Annotated in this window: 16 protein-coding genes; 5 read left to right on the top strand and 11 right to left on the bottom strand. The window is 62.8% G+C overall.

All coding sequences use genetic code 11. The features are described from left to right. The first annotated feature begins 32 nt into the window (after window positions 1–32). Window positions 33–2,471: a penicillin-binding protein 1A gene (locus PTE31013_RS15145; protein WP_150613608.1), complete on the top strand. Its 2,439-nt coding sequence runs from the start codon at window positions 33–35 to the stop codon at window positions 2,469–2,471. Window positions 2,472–2,566: 95 nt separating this feature from the next. On the opposite strand, the gene cyaY is transcribed toward PTE31013_RS15145, so the two are convergent. Next, window positions 2,567–2,887 (bottom strand): iron donor protein CyaY, encoded by a 321-nt coding sequence (gene cyaY / locus PTE31013_RS15140; protein ID WP_150613607.1) that lies wholly within the window; start codon window positions 2,885–2,887, stop codon window positions 2,567–2,569. Between the two features lie 57 nt (window positions 2,888–2,944). On the opposite strand from cyaY, the gene lptM reads away from it, so the two are divergent. Together lptM and lysA are read left to right on the top strand one after the other, a co-directional pair. Then, complete coding sequence (gene lptM / locus PTE31013_RS15135) at window positions 2,945–3,172, top strand: LPS translocon maturation chaperone LptM (protein WP_085982717.1); 228 nt, start codon at window positions 2,945–2,947, stop codon at window positions 3,170–3,172. 68 nt (window positions 3,173–3,240) lie between these two features. Further along, window positions 3,241–4,509 (top strand): diaminopimelate decarboxylase, encoded by a 1,269-nt coding sequence (gene lysA / locus PTE31013_RS15130; protein WP_150613606.1) that lies wholly within the window; start codon window positions 3,241–3,243, stop codon window positions 4,507–4,509. On the opposite strand, the gene PTE31013_RS15125 is transcribed toward lysA, so the two are convergent. From PTE31013_RS15125 to PTE31013_RS15105, 5 genes are all read right to left on the bottom strand, one after another. Beyond that, complete coding sequence (locus PTE31013_RS15125) at window positions 4,437–5,249, bottom strand: protein-methionine-sulfoxide reductase heme-binding subunit MsrQ (protein ID WP_150613605.1); 813 nt, start codon at window positions 5,247–5,249, stop codon at window positions 4,437–4,439. The two genes, lysA and PTE31013_RS15125, sit on opposite strands and share 73 nt — an antisense overlap. Window positions 5,250–5,276: 27 nt before the next feature. Then, complete coding sequence (gene msrP / locus PTE31013_RS15120; RefSeq protein WP_425495572.1) at window positions 5,277–6,284, bottom strand: protein-methionine-sulfoxide reductase catalytic subunit MsrP; 1,008 nt, start codon at window positions 6,282–6,284, stop codon at window positions 5,277–5,279. A 167-nt stretch (window positions 6,285–6,451) separates the two neighbouring features. Then, a complete protein-coding gene (gene ccsB, locus PTE31013_RS15115; RefSeq protein WP_150613603.1) occupies window positions 6,452–7,636 on the bottom strand; it encodes a c-type cytochrome biogenesis protein CcsB in 1,185 nt (394 codons plus the stop codon). 11 nt (window positions 7,637–7,647) lie between these two features. Further along, window positions 7,648–9,783 (bottom strand): cytochrome c biogenesis protein ResB, encoded by a 2,136-nt coding sequence (locus PTE31013_RS15110; protein WP_246174602.1) that lies wholly within the window; start codon window positions 9,781–9,783, stop codon window positions 7,648–7,650. Window positions 9,784–9,950: 167 nt separating this feature from the next. Further along, window positions 9,951–10,607, bottom strand: coding sequence for a c-type cytochrome (locus PTE31013_RS15105; protein ID WP_150613602.1), 657 nt, complete (start codon window positions 10,605–10,607; stop codon window positions 9,951–9,953). 299 nt (window positions 10,608–10,906) lie between these two features. Between PTE31013_RS15105 and yihA the strand changes: the two genes are divergently transcribed. Further along, window positions 10,907–11,575 carry a ribosome biogenesis GTP-binding protein YihA/YsxC gene (gene yihA / locus PTE31013_RS15100; protein WP_150613601.1) on the top strand — a complete coding sequence of 223 codons (669 nt, stop codon included), beginning with the start codon at window positions 10,907–10,909 and terminating at the stop codon, window positions 11,573–11,575. Window positions 11,576–12,056: 481 nt separating this feature from the next. Then, window positions 12,057–13,055, top strand: coding sequence for a porphobilinogen synthase (gene hemB / locus PTE31013_RS15095; protein ID WP_150613600.1), 999 nt, complete (start codon window positions 12,057–12,059; stop codon window positions 13,053–13,055). 63 nt (window positions 13,056–13,118) lie between these two features. On the opposite strand, the gene dsbD is transcribed toward hemB, so the two are convergent. The 5 genes from dsbD to rpsD all read right to left on the bottom strand — a co-directional run bounded on the left by dsbD (window position 13,119) and on the right by rpsD (window position 17,900). Further along, window positions 13,119–15,050, bottom strand: coding sequence for a protein-disulfide reductase DsbD (dsbD, locus tag PTE31013_RS15090; protein ID WP_246174600.1), 1,932 nt, complete (start codon window positions 15,048–15,050; stop codon window positions 13,119–13,121). A gap of 58 nt (window positions 15,051–15,108) precedes the next feature. Then, window positions 15,109–15,441 carry a divalent-cation tolerance protein CutA gene (gene cutA / locus PTE31013_RS15085; RefSeq protein ID WP_150613599.1) on the bottom strand — a complete coding sequence of 111 codons (333 nt, stop codon included), beginning with the start codon at window positions 15,439–15,441 and terminating at the stop codon, window positions 15,109–15,111. Between the two features lie 194 nt (window positions 15,442–15,635). After that, window positions 15,636–16,028, bottom strand: coding sequence for a 50S ribosomal protein L17 (gene rplQ / locus PTE31013_RS15080; RefSeq protein ID WP_150590313.1), 393 nt, complete (start codon window positions 16,026–16,028; stop codon window positions 15,636–15,638). A 165-nt stretch (window positions 16,029–16,193) separates the two neighbouring features. After that, window positions 16,194–17,171: a DNA-directed RNA polymerase subunit alpha gene (locus PTE31013_RS15075; protein WP_150613598.1), complete on the bottom strand. Its 978-nt coding sequence runs from the start codon at window positions 17,169–17,171 to the stop codon at window positions 16,194–16,196. Window positions 17,172–17,276: 105 nt separating this feature from the next. Continuing rightward, entirely contained in the window at window positions 17,277–17,900 is a 624-nt protein-coding gene (gene rpsD, locus PTE31013_RS15070; protein WP_150613597.1) for a 30S ribosomal protein S4, read from the bottom strand. Between the last annotated feature and the right edge of the window lie 91 nt (window positions 17,901–17,991).

Genomic DNA, 17,991 nt, shown 5'->3' with positions numbered 1-17,991 from the left:
ATAATCGATCCATCGCTTTTTCCGGTTCCCCCATGGCAAGCACACCCCAATCCGAGACACCCCGCGACAAGCGCCCACCCAAACCGCGCCGCTCCCTGTGGCTGCGCATCTCGCTTTGGTTCGCTGGCCTGATCGCCGCGATGGTCGTCTGTGGCGCGCTGCTCACGGGGTACATCCTGGTGGTGATGACGCCTCAGTTGCCGTCGCTCGACACGATCGTCGACTACCGGCCCAAGATTCCGCTGCGCATCTATACGGCCGACGACATCCAGATCGGCGAATTCGGCGAGGAACGCCGTAATCTGGTGCGCTTCTCCGATATTCCCGACGTCATGAAGAAAGCCGTACTCGCCATCGAGGACGATCGCTTCTATCAGCACGGCGGGGTCGACTTCATCGGCATCTTCCGTGCGGGTGTCGCCAACTTTGCGCGCGGCGGATCGGCGCAAGGTGCCAGCACGATCACGATGCAGGTCGCGCGCAACTTCTTCCTGTCCAGCGAAAAGACGTACACGCGCAAGATCTACGAAGCGCTTCTCGCCTACAAGATCGAGTCGCGCCTCACGAAGGATCAGATTCTCGAGCTGTATATGAATCAGATCTATCTCGGCGAACGCGCCTACGGCTTCGCCAGCGCGGCACGCGTGTATTTCGGCAAGGATCTGAAGGACATCACGCTCGCCGAGGCCGCCATGCTCGCCGGCCTGCCAAAGGCGCCGTCGGCCTATAACCCGATCGTCAATTACAAACGTGCCCGCGTGCGCCAGGAGTACATTCTCAAGCGGATGTACGACCTCGGGTATGTCTCGAAGGCCGAGTACGATCAGGCCATCGCGCAGGAACTGGTGGTGCGCGGACTGGGCAGCGAGTTCAGCGTTCATGCCGGTTACGTGGCCGAGATGGTTCGCCAACTGCTCTATGCGCAGTTCAAGGACGACATTTACACGCGCGGCCTGAACGTCTACACAACGATCAATTCGGCCGATCAGGAAGCCGCTTACGAAGCGCTGCGCGCGGGCGTCATGGCCTACGAGTTGCGTCACGGCTATCGCGGGCCGGAAGCCAATATCGACCTGCCGAACGACCAGAACGAGCGTGAACAGTTGATTGACGACACGCTGGTCGAGCATCCGGACAGCGGCGACATGGTCGCGGCCGTCGTGCTCTCCGCGTCGCCGCAGCAGGTCAAAGCCGCTCTGCTCAATGGCGACGATGTGACTGTTACCGGCGACGGCTTGCGCTTCGCGGCGGCCGGGTTGAGCGCGAAGGCCCAGCCAAAGCAGAAGATTCGTCCGGGTTCGGTCATTCGTGTCACGCAGGACGCGAAACACAACTGGCGGATCGTCCAGATGCCGGATATCGAAGCGGCATTTGTGTCGCTCGACCCGCAGAACGGCGCCATTCGCTCGCTTGTCGGCGGCTTCGACTTCAGCCGGAACAAGTTCAACCACGTCACGCAAGCCTGGCGTCAGCCGGGTTCCAGCTTCAAGCCGTTCATCTACTCGGCGGCCCTCGAAAAGGGCTTCGCGCCGGCAACGATCATCAACGATGCCCCGCTATACTTCTCGGCCGCGCAGACGGGGGGCCAGCCGTGGGAGCCGAAGAACTACGGCGGCGGTTTCGATGGGCCGATGCCGATGCGCGTTGCGCTGATGCGTTCGCGCAACCTTGTGTCGATCCGAATCCTGCAGAGCATTACCCCGGGCTACGCACAGAAGTTCATTGGACGTTTTGGCTTCGAGGCGGACAAGCATCCGGCTTATTTGCCGATGGCGCTGGGCGCGGGGCTGGTTACGCCGCTGCAAATGGCGAGTGCCTACTCCGTCTTCGCCAATGGCGGCTTCCGCGTGAATCCGTTCATCGTCGCGCGCATCACCGATTCGAAGGGCAACGTGATCATGGAGGAAAAGCCGTCCACCGCGGGTGACGAGTCGATCCGTGCCATTTCGACGCGCAACGCGTTCATCATGAATTCGATGTTGCACGACGTAGCAACCCGCGGCACCGCCGCCAAGACCAACGTGCTCAAGCGCAGCGATCTGGCCGGCAAAACGGGAACGACGAACGATTCGCACGACGCCTGGTTCGCGGGCTATCAGTCGCAGTTGGTTGGGGTTGCCTGGATCGGCTTCGATCAGCCGCGTAATCTTGGAGATCGAGAAACGGGGGGCGGTCTGGCGCTGCCGATCTGGATCGACTATATGGCCAAAGCCTTGCGCGGCGTGCCGGAAGTGACGCGTGCGGTGCCGCCGGGGATCATTCAGGCAAACGGCGATTACTACTTCGACGACTATCCGCCGGGACGCGCCGTCAGTACCGTCGGCCTGAGCGCCGATACCGCGCCGGATGGCTCCGCCGCGCCGGGTCCGTCGGCGGGACCGCTGCCTGGTCAGATGCCCGCCCAACCGAGTCCTGCGCCGGCGGATCGGCAGGAGCGCCAGCGCATCCTGGATATGTTCAACAAGCCCTGACGAGGCAGCGAGCGCTCGCGGCTCAGGAGGCTCCCGGACCGCCGGGCCGTGCGGCGCCGTCGATCGCGGACAAGGCGCCACCCGCGATTTCTTTGTCAGTCGGCCTGCAACGTCACTGTCTCGCCCGCCTGCTGCGAAGCGAAGCGCGACAGCGCTTCAAACAGTTCGGTGCCATCGCGCGTGTCGCGCCATTCGTCGCCCTTGAGTCGGTAGTGGTAGCCTCCGGAGCGCGCGGCCACCCAGATTTCGCTCATCGGCGTTTGCAGGTTGACGATGATCTTGCTGCCGTCTTCGAATTCGAGCGTCAGGACGTTGCCCGTTCGCTCGCAATCAATGTCCACTTCGCTGTCCTCGACAGCGGCCTCCACCTGCGCCAACACGGCTTCGGCGAGCGCCAGGAATTCACTTTCCGTCATGCTAAACTCCACGGTTTGCGTCATCGTTTGCATGCCGCACCACGCGACGATACCCCCATGACTGCACCTATTCGAACCTGCGCGATTGTAGCGTCGATTGCCCTGTTGAGCGTATTGGCCGGTTGCGGTCAGGCCGGGCCGCTGTATATCCCCGCCCGTCCGGTGAAACCGACACCGCCGCCCGGCGCACCGCTGCCGCCGCCGCCGCTCGTGCCCGAGCCACAGCGAGGCCCGTCGGTCGACGTGCCGCCGGCCGCATCGCTTCCGGCGGCGAAGCCGGAATAAGCTGATTTAAGCCGGCCGGAAGCCATCCGCCTCCCCGGCGTGCCCTAGTTGATTACCGAGTTCTCGCGATGTCCGACGCCATCTTCTCCTACCGCAACGACGTTCTCCATGCCGAGGGCGTTGCACTGTCCGCCCTCGCCGAGCGTTTCGGCACGCCGTTGTATGTCTATTCGAAGGCGGCCCTGACGAACGCGTATCAGGCTTATGCCAAGGCCTGCGCAGGCCGTAACGCCGCCGTGCACTACGCTGCCAAGGCGAACTCGAACCTCGCCGTGCTCGGCGTGTTCGCCAAGCTCGGCGCGGGTTTCGACATCGTGTCGGCCGGTGAACTTGCCCGCGTCATTGCGGCTGGCGGCGATCCGAAGCGCGCCGTGTTCTCGGGTGTCGGCAAGCACGCGGACGAGATGCGCTACGCGCTGGAAAAGGACGTCTTCTGCTTCAACGTGGAATCGCGCCCGGAACTCGACCGACTCAATGAAGTGGCGGGGCAAGCGGGCAAACGCGCTCGCGTGTCGCTGCGCGTGAACCCGAACGTCGACGCCAAGACGCACCCCTACATCTCCACCGGTCTGCGCGGCAACAAGTTCGGGGTGGCCTACGAAGAAGCCTTCGACGCCTATCGCGCTGCCGCCGCCATGCCGAACCTCGAAGTCGTCGGCATCGACTGCCATATCGGCTCGCAAATCACGGAAATTTCGCCGTATCTCGACGCCACTGACAAGGTGCTCGATCTGGTCGAGAAGCTCGACGCTGCCGGCATCTCATTGCACCACATCGACGTGGGCGGCGGCCTGGGCATCACCTATACCGACGAGACGCCGCCCGATATCACGGCGTTTGCCACGACGCTGCTCGATCACATCGCCAAGCGCGGCCATGGCCATCGGCAGGTGCTGTTCGAGCCGGGCCGCTCGCTCGTCGGCAACGCCGGCGTTCTGCTCACGCGCGTGGAGTTCCTCAAGCCCGGTGAGACGAAAAACTTCGCCATCGTCGATGCGGCGATGAACGATCTGGCGCGTCCGGCGATGTATGAGGCCTATCACGGCATCGATCCCGTCGTGCGACGTGCCGTCGACGAGGCGACTTATGACGTCGTGGGCCCCGTGTGCGAAAGCGGCGACTGGCTCGGCCGTGACCGCCTCTTGGCGATTGCCCCCGGCGATCTGCTCGCGATTCGCTCGGCGGGCGCCTACGGCTTCACGATGAGCTCCAACTACAACACGCGTCCGCGCGCTGCCGAAGTCATGGTCGATGGCAACGAAGCCTACCTCGTTCGCGAGCGTGAAACGGTCGAGTCGCTCTTCGCGGGCGAACGACTGCTGCCCGGCAACGCCTGAGTCCGCTGCCTGCGAAGCGCCCACAGCACACGGGCGCCGAGCAGGCTCGCCACCACGATCGCGTAGATCGCCGGCTGGGCAAGATCGTTCTTGCCCGCCTTCATCCACCAGTAGTGCAGAATCGCCAGCACGGCAATCGCATAGATGAGGCGATGCAACCGCTGCCAGCGCCGCCCGCCCATGCGTCGCACCACCGCACGCGGCGACGTGAGCGCCAACGCCGCCATCATCACGAACGCAGCGAACCCTGCGGTGATGAAGGGACGCTTGCCCGACACGTCGTGCACGATGCTCGCCCAATCGAACCACTGGTCCAGCCAGACATACGTGGCGAAATGCAGCGCGCCGTAGAAGCACGCAAACAGTCCAAGCATGCGACGAAGCCGCAGCAGCCAAACCATGCCCGACAAGCGGCGCACCGGCGTGATCGCAAGCGTGACGCAAAGCATGACCAGCGTCCAGGTGCCGGTCGAACGGGTGATGAACTCGACCGGATTGGCCCCCAGGCGGTCCGTCAGGCCGTACGCCACCAGCCGCAGCCACGGCAACAGCGCAAACAGGAATACGCCTCCTTTCGCCCACGACAGCCAACGTTGCGCCGAATGGCCGGCCGCGCGCGTGTCGGCACCGGCTGACGGCAGACCGCTACCCGCCCCGAGGGTGGGCGCCGTCGCCCCGAGGGTGGGCGCCGTCGCCTCGACAGCGGAACCTTCACCCGGATGACGTGACGTTTTCGACATATCGGCAGATCGACGCGACGCGTCCGCTCAGAAGTATTTGCGCAGATCCATGCCCTGGTACAGGCTGGCGACCTGGTCGCCGTAACCATTGAACATCAGCGTTTTGCGCTTGGGCGTAAAAATGCCGCCGTCGCCAATGCGACGCTCGGTCGCCTGACTCCAGCGCGGATGATCGACCTCGGGATTCACGTTCGAGTAGAAACCGTACTCGTCCGGCGCCGCGCGATTCCAGCTCGTGAGCGGCATCTTCTCGACGAAGCGAATCGAGACGATGGATTTCGCGCTCTTGAACCCATACTTCCACGGCACCACCATCCGAACCGGCGCGCCGTTCTGGTTCGGCAGCACCTCGCCGTACAAGCCGAACGTCAGCAGCGACAGCGGATGCATCGCTTCGTCCATACGTAATCCCTCTCGGTATGGCCAACTCAGCACGGGGTACGACAGCCCCGGCATCTGCTTCGGATCGGCCAGCGTGACAAATTCCACATACTTCGCGTTGCCCGTCGGCTGCACCCGGCGGATGAGCTCGGACAACGAGTAGCCGACCCAGGGGATCACCATCGACCACCCCTCCACGCAGCGATGGCGATAGACACGCTCCTCGAGCGGTGCGAGCTTGAGCAGCGCATCGATATCGTAGACCTTCGGCTGCTTGACCTCGCCTTCGATGGCGACCTGCCACGGACGCGGCTTGAGCGTACTCGCGCGGCGCGACGGATCGGATTTGTCAGTGCCGAACTCGTAGAAGTTGTTGTAGGTCGTGACGTCCTTGATATCGGTCGCCTTGTCGGTGACGACATAACGCGTGTTACGCACCGCCGTCAGTGTTGCCAGGCCAGCGCCAGGATGGTCTGCCGCGAAGACCGTCTGTTGCGGCAGCACCCCGAGGACAGTACCGCCCAGCCCGGTCAACCCGGCACCGGATGCGCGCAGAAAGCGCCGCCGCGCGGTCACAACCTCGCGCGGCGTAATGTCGCTCGCCGGAATGTCCGCCCCGCGCAAACGCGATTGATCCTGTCTCATGATGCCCACCTCCTGCCAGCCGTTTCGGCCACGATTGTCGATCTCGCAGATTTGCGAACACGCCTGCCCATTGAGACTGGCGCCAGGCCAGCGCTGTTCCCGCCGTCCATGATGAAAAAAGCCGCCGGCAACGGCGTGCGGCGGCTTTCGAGGGGTGCCCAACGCGGCAATGTGCGTCAGAGTTGACCGTAGCTGTGAAGTCCCGAGAGGAACATGTTCACGCCGAGGAAGGCGAAGGTAGTGATCAGCAAGCCGGTCAGCGACCACCACGCCGCCACCGCGCCGCGCAGCCCCTTCATCAGGCGCATGTGCAACCATGCCGCGTAGTTCAGCCAGACGATCAGCGCCCAGGTCTCCTTCGGGTCCCAGCTCCAGTATCCGCCCCACGCGTCGGCGGCCCACAGCGCGCCGAGAATCGTGGCGATCGTGAAGAACGCGAAACCGACGGCAATCGCCTTGTACATCAGGTCGTCGAGCAACTCGAGCGATGGCAGGCGCGACGAGAAAAACCCGCTATCGAGCGGCTTGCCCGCCACCGCCAGACGCCGGTTCTCGCCCGACTTGAGCAGATACGCCACCGCGACCATCGCCGCGAGCGCAAACGTGCCGTAGCCGATGAAGTTCGCGGGCACATGGATCTTCATCCACCAGCTTTGCAATGCCGGCACCAGCGGCTGGATCTCGTAGGCGCTGCGCGCCACGCTGTACCAGAGGTTGAAGCCGACCGCCGCGCTGATCACGAGCAGCACGAACGGCCCGAGCGCGCGCGTTTCGTAGTGATGCTCGTAATACAGGTAGAACAGAGCCGTGATCATGCAGAAGAGCACGAACACTTCATACAGGTTCGAAATCGGGATATGGCCGACGTCCGCGCCCACCAGGTACGACTCGTACCAGCGCACCATCATGCCGGTGAAGCCGAGCAGCACGGCAGCCCAGCACAATGCCGACCCGACGCTCGCGCCGAAAGGCGACCGTGCGATCAAGCCGCCCCAGTAGAAGAGCGTTGCCAGGAAGAACAACGCGCTCATCCACAGGATGGCTGACTGACTCGAGAGAAAATACTTGAGCAGGAATACCTGGTCGGCGCGCGCCAGATCGTGGTGATACAGCCCGATGCCCGAGAGGGCGAGGATTGCGATCCCGGCCATCAACCACCGCACGGACCGCCAGTGCCAGCCCAACAGTGCGAAGACCGGCACGCAGAGCACCAGAATCGTGTGCTCGTAGTAATCCATGTAGTGACCGTAGCGATTGAGGGCAAAGCCCGCCCCGATCGCCAGCGCCAGCGCGAACAGCCAGTCGCCGACGCTGCGGCGGCGCAGCCACGAGACTTCCGAATAAGTTTGCGATAACTCCATCTGTCTCACCCTCATCGATTTGTGACGATTTCGTCGATCTCCGCCTTCGTACGGGCGAATTCCTTCTCGAAATCCAGTGTGCGGCGGGTGGTCGACACGGCCATCAATACCGTACTACCGCCGTCCGGCGTGTCTTTCAGCCACAGCCACAGACGCCGCTCGCGCACGTAGAACATCGAGAAGATGCCAAGCACCAGCAGCAAACTGCCAAGATACACGATCTTCTTACCCGGCGAGCGCGTGAGCTGGAAGACGCTCGCCTGGATCTGATCGAACGAATCGAGTTGCAGGAAGACCGGGGCGTCGTACAGAAAATTATCGGACAGCGCATTGGTCGCCGTATGCACGAAGCGCTCGTTCTCGGGCGTGGGCGTCATCGCCGGCTGCCCCGCCTGTTCCCGCGCGACCTGCCAGAGTTGCCAGACGGTGCCGTCGAGGATGCGGCGGAACATGTCGGCCGCGTTCGATTGCTGATCCTGCGGGACCTTCTCGTTGACGAACTCCGCAATGGCTTGCAGGCCGCCCTTCGCCTGGCTGGTTTTGCTTGCCGGAATGGCGCCGGCAAACAGATCCAACTCGCGCTTGGCGCTCTCCTGCAGTTGCCCCCGCAACGCTGCCGAGGTTTGTGACGGCATCGATTGGGCGGCGAATCGGTGGGCGGCTTCCGCCCGTGCCCCGTCGTCCTGAAGCGCGGCGCGCAGCAGCATCCATTGCTTGACGGAGCCGTCGGCGTCCGCCGGGATGCGCAGATACTGGAACGGACCGTCCGGCGTGTCGCGCACGCCGGTCATGAAGACGCGCTCACCGTCGTCCACAAGAATCGGCAGCATGTAGTTGCGGTATTCCTTCGCCTGTCCGTTGCGGTCGCGCACCTTGTACTGCACCGACGGCCCGACGTTGCGCAAGTCCTTGCCCACGTCCGGGCGAGCCCCCGAGCCCAGTCGGGCGTTCAGATCGTCGCGCAACGACTTGCGGGCCACACCGCGCACATCGCGCTCGCCGCCGCCATTGCTGATGTTCTCGACATTGATGGCGCGGAAATCGCTGAACTCGACCGTGTATTCGTCCTGGCGCGCGCCGCCGCTGTGCAGTTGCGTCGAGCCGCCCACGTTGCCCGAGAACGCAAACGACCGGTCGGTCGGACCCCGCATGGGATACCCGGTCAGCTTCAGCTTGCTGCCGCCGTCCTCGAAGCTCGATTGGTAGATCGCCACGCCCTTGTAGATGAACGGCTCGTTGACCTTCACCGTCGCGTTCATCGACTTGCCGGTCTCGGGGTCGGTGACCACGATATCGCTCGCGAACAGCTTCGGCATGCCCGTCGAGTAGTAGTCGACGTGGAACTTCTTCAACGCGACCGAGAACGGCAGGTCCTGCACAACCGAACCATCCTGGAAATTCAGAATCGCCGTGTTCGATTGACCGCCCTCCGGCACGAACGCGTAACCGCGAAACGCGGGATTGTTCGGCGAGAGGCGATGCGCCTCGGAAATCTGGGCAATCACGGCGTTCCCCTGCAGCGGAGACTTGCCGAACAGCGCCATCTGGATACGAATGAGCAGATTGCTGTCGACCAGTCCGCCCAGGCAGATGATCACGATCGCACTGTGCGCGAAAATGTAGCCGATCTTGTTGATCGCGCCGGTCTTGGCCGCGACGAGCGTGGCACCGTCGCGCTCGCGAACGACGAAGCGGTAACCGCAGCGTCCGAGATAGGCCGTGAGACGCGACACGAGGTCGTTGCGCGACGCCGGGCCGGTGAACTCGGCCTTGTGGCCGAAGGCGCGCAAACTGCCCTCGCGCACGTGATCGCGCCAGCTACGGATGTCCGCGACCATCTTCGGCGCATTGCGCACGACGCACAGCGTCGTCGACGCCATCAGGAAGAAGAGGATCAACAGGAACCACCACGCGCTGTACACGGTGTACAGGCCGAGCGAGCGGAAGATGTCGGCCCAGAACGGGCCGAACTGATTGACGTAGTTGGGGTAAGGGTCGCCCTGCTTGAGCACGGTGCCAACGATGCTGGCAATCGCAAGCACGCTCAGCAGGCTGATGGCGAAACGCATCGAGCTGACCAGCTCGACGCCGTCGCGCACCCATCGCTGCGCGCCCTTGATCTGCATTCCGGAGGTACTGAGGCTCATCCTGTTTCCGACAACAAAAAAGGGCGGGGACGCGTCTCTTACGCGCCCGCCACCCTGTGTATGCTAAACCAGTTCCATCCGGTCGCCCTGCGGCGCCGCTACTGGTTTCGGTATAAGTCAGCGAATATACCCTGACGTTCACATGATGTCATGGCAGGGCCTGCCGATCAGCGCAAACCGGCGATGTAATCCGCAACTGCCTTGATTTCCTTGTCCGACAGCCGGGAGGCGACTGTGTGCATGGGTGCATTGTTTTTGCGAACCTCGTCGCGGAACGCCACCAACTGGGAGGCGGTATATTCCGCCCACTGGCCGGACAGGCGGGGATACTGCGACGGCATGCCGGCACCGGTCGGGCCGTGGCATGAGGCACAGGCGGGAACGCCTTTTTCGGCCAGCCCGCCGCGGTAGATCTTCTGGCCCAGTGGCACGGTGTCCTTGTCGCGCGCAGCCCCCGGCTTCATGGTCTGCGAGGCGAAGTAGGCGGCGACGTTGTGCATGTCCTGGTCGGACAGCGCGGCAACCATACCGGCCATGATGGCATTATTGCGCGCCGGCGTCTTGCCGGGTTGGGCCTTGAATTCGGTAAGCTGTTTGTAGAGATATTCGGCGTGCTGACCGGCGAGCTTCGGATAAGCGCCACCAGTGCTATTGCCGTCTGCGGCGTGGCAGGCGGCACACACCTGACTGGCAATGGCCTGCCCCCGGTTCAGGTCGGGTTTGGCAGGCGCCTGAGGCTCGGCAGCCTGTCCTGCGCCGCTCAGAAGAAAGCATGCCAGCGCCAACGGTGTTGCAGCGAGAGACTTCCACACTCCTCGGTTCATTCGCACACCTTATATCTGTTTTGTCGGGAAATCGGTCGTTCGAACTCACCGTCCGGCGTCGCGTTTCTCCTCCAGCCGCACGGCGCGCGAGACGTTCGGACAAGCCTTGGCAAGGCCAAGGTTAACTTTCATATTGTACAATAAAGTCTTTCCCCGACTTTAGGGGATTTCCATGTAGAAGGCCGCAGAACGGGGCTTCCCGGGCTTTCGCCGGGGGAGGTATCCAACCCACCGTCTTGCGTGCCTGCGCCCGCGTTGCAGCCCGACTCCCGTGGCTGCGGCGCTCCTCGGTCCCCGTCATGTCCCTACTTCATCAAGCCCGCTTCTTCACGACCGTCAATCATCTGCGCGACCTGCCGCCCACGGCCGTGCCCGAGGTCGCCTTCGCGGGCCGCTCGAACGCGGGCAAGTCCAGCGCGCTCAACATCCTGTGCAATCAGAAGCGGCTGGCCTTCTCGAGCAAGACGCCAGGCCGCACGCAGCACATCAACTACTTCGAGATCGCGCACCTCGAGCATCTATATGGCTATCTGGTCGACTTGCCCGGCTATGGCTACGCCGAAGTCGGCGGTGGGGTAAAGGTGCACTGGCAGCAGCTTCTCGGTGACTACCTGGTGCAGCGGCCGCAATTGCGTGGCCTCGTCCTTGTGATGGACTCGCGCCGGCCGTTCACGGAACTCGACTGCGAGCTGATCGACTGGTTCATGCCGACGGGGCGCCCCATCCATGTGCTGCTGACCAAGGCCGACAAGCTGACGCGTCAGGAAGCGACGCTGGTATTGCGCGACACGCAAAAGCGGCTGTCCGCCCTGCCGCGCACTGATGGCTTGCCGTCCGACGACCCTGCAACGCCGCCGCAGTTCACCGCCCAATTGTTCTCGTCGCTCAAGCGCACCGGTGTCGACGCTGCACAGCGCGTGCTTGAAGAGTGGCTCGCCATTCCTGCACGCGACACCGCCAAGAAGTAAGTTGGCTTCAAGCCTCGGGGGCGGCGCAGGCGCGGCAAATCGTCGCGGCGAGTCGCGCGGCCCTGGGTGCCTCTCGCGTGATATCGGCGCGTGCGGTTGGGGGGCGGAATACTCCCTCGGCCGAACGGATGAGTGCACTCGAATCCCTCGAAAAGCCTGGCTGGCAAGGGTTTGACCGACACGGTTCGCGCGCCCATAAAAAAACCGCCGTGTAGGCACGGCGGGCTTAAATGAGCCTTATCGTAGAACGACAGGCGCCCGCTCAGGGAGGAGAAGCGGGGGACATCGCACGCAGTGCGAACATCCGGTTGGTATGATATACCATGCGTTCGAAAGTTTCCCGGCAAGCGCCGTTTTTTGCGCGCCGTCCCGCTGATGGGATCGTTGAGCCAACGGCAACGACGTGCCGATTTCGGAATGGCCACGCGACCGATTCACCGAGACATCCGACGCGCCATTCTCCGTCCAAAGGACCCCTCGCATGAGTTCCTTCCCCCTGCTTCGCCCGCGCCGCATGCGACGCGATGATTTTTCGCGCCGTTTGATGCGAGAAAACCACCTGACGTGCGACGACCTCATTTATCCCGTGTTCGTGCTCGAAGGCGAGAACCGCCGCGAGGCTGTCGACTCGATGCCCGGCGTCGAGCGCGTCTCGGTCGATGAACTGCTGCGCGTCGCCGATACCTGCGTCACGCTCGGCGTCCCCGTGATCTCGCTGTTCCCGAACATCGAGGCGTCGCTCAAGACGCCCGACGGCATTGAGGCCACCAACGCCGATGGCCTGATCCCGCGCGCCGTGCGCGAGCTTAAGCGCCACTTCCCGGATCTTGGCGTGTTGACCGACGTCGCCCTCGATCCGTACACGAGCCATGGTCAAGATGGCGTGCTCGACGAAAACGGTTACGTCATCAACGACATGACAACCGACATTCTCGTGAAGCAAGCGCTCACGCAGGCGGAAGCGGGCGTGGACATCGTCGCGCCGTCCGACATGATGGACGGACGCATCGGCGCCATTCGCGAAGCGCTCGAAGTCGGCGGCCACATCCACACGCGAATCATGGCGTATGCCGCCAAGTACGCATCGGCCTTCTACGGCCCGTTCCGCGACGCTGTCGGGTCGGCATCGAACCTGGGCAAGAGCAACAAGATGACGTACCAGATGGACCCCGCCAACTCCGACGAAGCGCTGCGCGAAGTCGCGCTCGACATCGAGGAAGGTGCGGACATGGTGATGGTCAAGCCCGGCATGCCGTATCTGGACATCGTGCGCCGCGTGAAAGACGAGTTCCGCTTCCCCACGTACGCCTACCAGGTCAGCGGCGAATACGCGATGCTCAAGGCCGCCGCGCAGAACGGCTGGCTAGACCACGACAAGGTCATGATGGAATCGCTGCTTGCCTTCAAGCGTGCCGGCGCCGACGGCATCCTGACCTACTTCGCGCTCGACGCCGCAAGGCTGATCCGCGCGCAAGCGTAACCCGGATCTACGTGCACCACCGAATCCGTTCGCGATGCGTCGTGTTCGGATTCGGGCCGATGCTCACGTGGCCGGGCCCAATGCCTTGTCGAGGCTGCGCAGGAACTGATCCGCCGACTGCGCGCCGATCACGCGCAAGCCTGTTCTCTCGTTACCGTTGCCGTCAAAGAAGATGATGCCCGGCGGGCCGAACAGCCCAAAGCGCCTGAGCAGCGCCTGATCATCGGCGCTGTTGGCCGTGACATCTGCCTGCAGGAGCACCATCTGATCGAGACGGGCTTTGACCCGAGGATCCATGAAGACGGAGCGCTCCATTTCCTTGCAGCTAATGCACCAGTCCGCATAGAAGTCGAACATCACCGGACGCCCCGCCGCCGCGATCACCCGATCGAGTTCGGCGACACTGCGTACGCGCTGAAACCTGACGCCCTCGACCCCGGGTGCATCGGCATTGGCGCTCCCCGAGGTGGCAACGGTCAACCCTGCAAGTGGCGCAAGCGCATCACGCGCGCCCGCTGCCGCGCCCACCAAGGCCACGGCGCCAAGCAGGGCGACGACGACACCCACCCCCTTGAGCACGCGTCGCGCAGCGCCGACACCGTCGGGAAGCCGGTCGAAAACACGCATGAATGCCGCCGCCACCAGCAGCAGCGCCCCCCATCCCAGCAACAGGACTGGCGTGCTCAGCAATGGTCGCACGATCCACAACGCAACACCGAGAAGCAGGAAGCCGAAGCAGCGCTTCACACCGTCCATCCACGCCCCGGCGCGCGGCAGCAACGTACCGCCACCGCCCGCGAGGATCACCAGCGGCAATCCCATCCCAAGCGACAACACGAAGAGCGTTGCACCACCAAAAACCGAATCCCCGGTCTTCGCGATAAAGGCGAGCGCAGCCGCGAGCGGCGCGGTCACGCATGGGCTCACGATCATTCCCGATAGCACGCCCATCATCGCCGCGCCGACCCACTGCCCCGGCTGCTGCTTGCGGGCGGCATCGTCGATTCGGGTGCGCCACGCCAGTGGCAGTCGGATCTCATACAGCCCGAACATCGACAGCGACAGGATCACCATGAGCAGCGCAAACGAGGCCAACACCCAAGGCGCCTGCAGGAATGCGATGAGGCCTTGCCCCAACAATCCGGCGGCGACACCAATGACGGTATTCACTACGGCCATGCCAAGCACGTAGGCGATGGCCAGACGCACGGCCTTACCTCGACTAGCCCCGTGTCCGGCGACAATCGACAGAAGAATCGGCACCATCGGCAGCACGCATGGCGTAAAAGCCAATCCGACACCCAGCGCGAAGAAGATCGCCAATGCCAGCAGGAATCGGCCGCCGGAGAGAATCCGCTCGGCCTCGTGATAGTCGTCCCGCGCCGACAACCAGCCGCCGACACTGCCCGCGTCACGCACCGCCGGCGGTGTGATGGCGGACCGACCCTCAGCCCCTTGTGAATTGCCACCGAGCAGCGCCAGCGTCGCGGGCCCGGACGTCGGCGCGGCGACTGAACGCCCGCCGCCCTCCCCGCCCTTAGCCTCACCAGTGGCTGCGGCAGAGATCCTCAGCGGTTTGTCCATTGGGGGATAGCACAGCCCTTTCTCTGCGCAGCCCTGCATGGTGACGTTCAGGGTGAACGGGCCGCTGGCCTGATTGACCGGAATGCGAACATCGATCGGCTCGTGATACACCTCCATGTCCTTGCCAAAGGTCTCGTCGCGTTTGACTTCGCCTTTTGGAAACTCGGGGGCGCCGAGCGTGACGGCAGGATTGTCAGCGGCGAAAGCAAAACGTTCGCGGTAGAGGTAGTAGCCCTTGGCCACGTCGAAATGCAGCAGCACAGCACCGGCCTGCTCGGTCTTCGATACCTGGAAGGCGACATCCGGGTCGAGAAAATCGTCACCGGCATGCGCGCGCCCGGCCCCGAGCGACAGGACCACGGCCACGACCAGGAATGCGAGCGACCACAGCCACAGAACCCGATGTCGCATCGAGCCCTGGCCCTCGAGACTGCCTCGCGGGATCGCAGCCCCACCCCTCGTCTTCCCATCAGACATGCAACGTCCCCCGCGTCTCACCCTCGACCCACCGAGCATAGGCAGGCAACGCCGCTGTGGCGGGCCATGCCACGATCTCCGGCACGTCGTAGGGATGATGTTCTCTAATATATTGCTCGAGCGCGCCATAACGCCCGGCCGTCGTCTTGATCATAAGCGGCACCTCCACGCTCGTCTCGCGCTTGCCCTGCCAGCGATAACTGGAACGCACGGGTGCCATTTGCTGCACGCATGCCGCCAGCCGCTCGGCAAGCATGCCGTCGGTGGCGGCCGCGGCGCTGGCCTCGTCGGGAAACGTCGTCATGACGATAAGCAGGGCATCCATGATGTGCTGTAGACCGCTCAAGCGTAAGGATCGTTCACTGTACACCGCCGCCGGGAAACGTGCGCGATCGGCCGGCCATTTCCGGACAGAGGAACCGATGGCGTCGGACAACACCCCAGAATGAAAAAAGCCAGGTCGTCGACCTGGCTTTTTCTTACGGCTGACGGCCTTGAAAAGACCGCTGCGCGAATCGCTTACTCAGCGACTTCCGGCGCTTCCGTGTCGACTTCCGGACGGTCCAGCAGTTCGACGAAAGCCATCGGAGCGTTGTCGCCCACGCGGAAACCCATCTTCAGGATGCGCAGGTAGCCGCCCGGACGATTGGCAAAACGCGGGCCGAGTTCGTTGAACAGCTTGGTGACCATATCGCGATCGCGCAGGCGGTTGAACGCCAGACGACGGTTGGCAACCGAATCCTTCTTGCCCAGGGTGATGAGGGGCTCGACGACCTTGCGCAGTTCCTTCGCCTTCGGCAGCGTGGTCTTGATCGCTTCGTGTTGGATCAACGAGTTCGACATATTGCGCAGCATTGCCAGACGGTGGCTGCTGGTACGGTTCAGCTTACGAAGACCATGACGGTGACGCATTTCAACATTCCTTTAAACAGAGTTTTCGACCTAGCTCTTCTATCGGTGACGATCACCGCGGGCCGGTACCTTCGCTAACGGCCGTATCGGAACATTGAGGAACATTCCGACGCGCCGCACTTACGTAGCGACACGGCCGCCCGAGGGCGGCCATGCCGTTACTTCTTACTTCTCGAGACCGGCCGGCGGCCAGTTTTCGAGCTTCATGCCCAGCGTGAGACCACGCGAGGCAAGCACTTCCTTGATCTCGTTGAGCGACTTGCGACCCAGGTTCGGGGTCTTGAGCAATTCGTTCTCGGTACGCTGGATCAGGTCGCCGATGTAGTAGATGTTTTCGGCCTTCAGGCAGTTGGCCGAACGCACCGTCAACTCGAGATCGTCCACCGGACGCAGCAGGATCGGATCGATCTGCGGCGCACGCGAGGGCGCTTCGCTGGCGGCTTCCGTGCCTTCCAGCGCAGCGAACACCGACAGTTGGTCGACGAGAATACGCGCCGATTGACGGATCGCTTCCTCCGGCGACACCACACCGTTGGTTTCGATGTTCATCACGAGCTTGTCCAGGTCCGTACGTTGCTCCACGCGGGCCGATTCGACCGCGTAGCTCACACGCTTGACCGGCGAGAACGATGCGTCGAGGACGACACGGCCGATCACCTTGGCCGATTCGTCACCGTAACGGCGCACGTTGCCCGGGACATAACCACGACCCTTTTCGATCTTGATCTGCACGTCGAGCTTGCCGCCCTTGGCCAGATGCGCAATCACATGGTCGGGATTGATCAGTTCTACATCATGCGGCACTTCGATATCCGAAGCGCGCACCATACCTTCACCATCCTTGCGCAGCGTAACGGTGACTTCGTCACGGTTATGCAGCTTGAACACCACACCCTTCAGGTTCAACAGGAAGTTAACGACATCTTCCTGGACACCGTCGATGGTGGAATATTCGTGCACAACGCCGGCGATCGTCACTTCGGTCGGGGCATAACCCACCATCGACGACAACAGCACGCGGCGAAGCGCGTTACCCAAGGTGTGGCCGTAGCCACGTTCGAACGGCTCCATCACGACTTTGGCGTGATGCTCACCGACCGGCTCAACCGCAATGATCTTGGGCTTCAACAAACTGGTTTGCATAGGTTTCCTTTTCAATACCCTCGGCTCGTTACACCGATAAGGCTGATGCGTGACAACCTGCACGGAACGCAAAAACGCGCCGTGAGGCGCGTCAGCATACGGATATTAACGCGAATACAATTCGACGATCAGGCTTTCGTTGATGTCGCCTGCGATATCGCTACGTTCCGGCAGTGCCTTGAAAGTGCCTTCCATCTTCTTGGCGTCAACCGAAACCCAGATCGGGAAACCGATTTGCTCGGCCAGCGACAGTGCTTCTTGAATACGCACTTGCTTCTTGGCCCCGTCACGCACGGTGATCACGTCGCCGGCCTTGACCTTGATCGACGGGATGTTGGAGACAACACCATTCAGCGTGATCGCCTTGTGGCCAACCAGCTGGCGCGCTTCAGCACGCGTCGAGCCAAAGCCCATGCGGTACACGACGTTGTCCAGGCGCGATTCGAGCAGTTGCAACAGGTTTTCACCCGTGTTGCCCTTGACGCGATCGGCTTCCGCGAAATAGCGACGGAACTGGCGCTCAAGCACGCCGTAGATACGCTTGACCTTCTGCTTTTCGCGCAGTTGGTTGCCGTAGTCCGACGTACGAGCACCCGAGGTGCGACCATGCTGACCCGGCTTGCTATCCAGCTTGCACTTGTCTGCGAGCGAGCGACGGGCGCTCTTCAGGAAGAGGTCAGTACCTTCACGGCGGGAGAGTTTGGCCTTCGGGCCGATATAACGTGCCACGGTTGTTCCTTTATCTCAAAATCTGACGCAGCGAACTTTGTCCACTACGCAAGTCCGGTACCTATGTACCGGACGGTGGTCTTAGAAATTG

Origin of the sequence: Pandoraea terrigena, from assembly GCF_902459705.1 — a bacterium.
GTDB classification, from domain to species: Bacteria; Pseudomonadota; Gammaproteobacteria; order Burkholderiales; family Burkholderiaceae; genus Pandoraea; species Pandoraea terrigena.
This window is presented reverse-complemented; position numbering and strand designations above follow the sequence as displayed.

What these genes read in the sequence shown, in the direction of transcription:
- cutA (WP_150613599.1), bottom strand. Translation starts at nt 15,441, where the DNA reads ATGGATGCCCTGCTTATCGTCATGACGACGTTTCCCGACGAGGCCAGC.
- cyaY (WP_150613607.1), bottom strand. Translation starts at nt 2,887, where the DNA reads ATGACGGAAAGTGAATTCCTGGCGCTCGCCGAAGCCGTGTTGGCGCAG.
- PTE31013_RS15110 (WP_246174602.1), bottom strand. Translation starts at nt 9,783, where the DNA reads ATGAGCCTCAGTACCTCCGGAATGCAGATCAAGGGCGCGCAGCGATGG.
- PTE31013_RS15075 (WP_150613598.1), bottom strand. Translation starts at nt 17,171, where the DNA reads ATGCAAACCAGTTTGTTGAAGCCCAAGATCATTGCGGTTGAGCCGGTC.
- PTE31013_RS15125 (WP_150613605.1), bottom strand. Translation starts at nt 5,249, where the DNA reads ATGTCGAAAACGTCACGTCATCCGGGTGAAGGTTCCGCTGTCGAGGCG.
- hemB (WP_150613600.1), top strand. Translation starts at nt 12,057, where the DNA reads ATGAGTTCCTTCCCCCTGCTTCGCCCGCGCCGCATGCGACGCGATGAT.
- PTE31013_RS15105 (WP_150613602.1), bottom strand. Translation starts at nt 10,607, where the DNA reads ATGAACCGAGGAGTGTGGAAGTCTCTCGCTGCAACACCGTTGGCGCTG.
- dsbD (WP_246174600.1), bottom strand. Translation starts at nt 15,050, where the DNA reads ATGCGACATCGGGTTCTGTGGCTGTGGTCGCTCGCATTCCTGGTCGTG.
- lysA (WP_150613606.1), top strand. Translation starts at nt 3,241, where the DNA reads ATGTCCGACGCCATCTTCTCCTACCGCAACGACGTTCTCCATGCCGAG.
- lptM (WP_085982717.1), top strand. Translation starts at nt 2,945, where the DNA reads ATGACTGCACCTATTCGAACCTGCGCGATTGTAGCGTCGATTGCCCTG.
- ccsB (WP_150613603.1), bottom strand. Translation starts at nt 7,636, where the DNA reads ATGGAGTTATCGCAAACTTATTCGGAAGTCTCGTGGCTGCGCCGCCGC.
- rplQ (WP_150590313.1), bottom strand. Translation starts at nt 16,028, where the DNA reads ATGCGTCACCGTCATGGTCTTCGTAAGCTGAACCGTACCAGCAGCCAC.
- yihA (WP_150613601.1), top strand. Translation starts at nt 10,907, where the DNA reads ATGTCCCTACTTCATCAAGCCCGCTTCTTCACGACCGTCAATCATCTG.
- PTE31013_RS15145 (WP_150613608.1), top strand. Translation starts at nt 33, where the DNA reads ATGGCAAGCACACCCCAATCCGAGACACCCCGCGACAAGCGCCCACCC.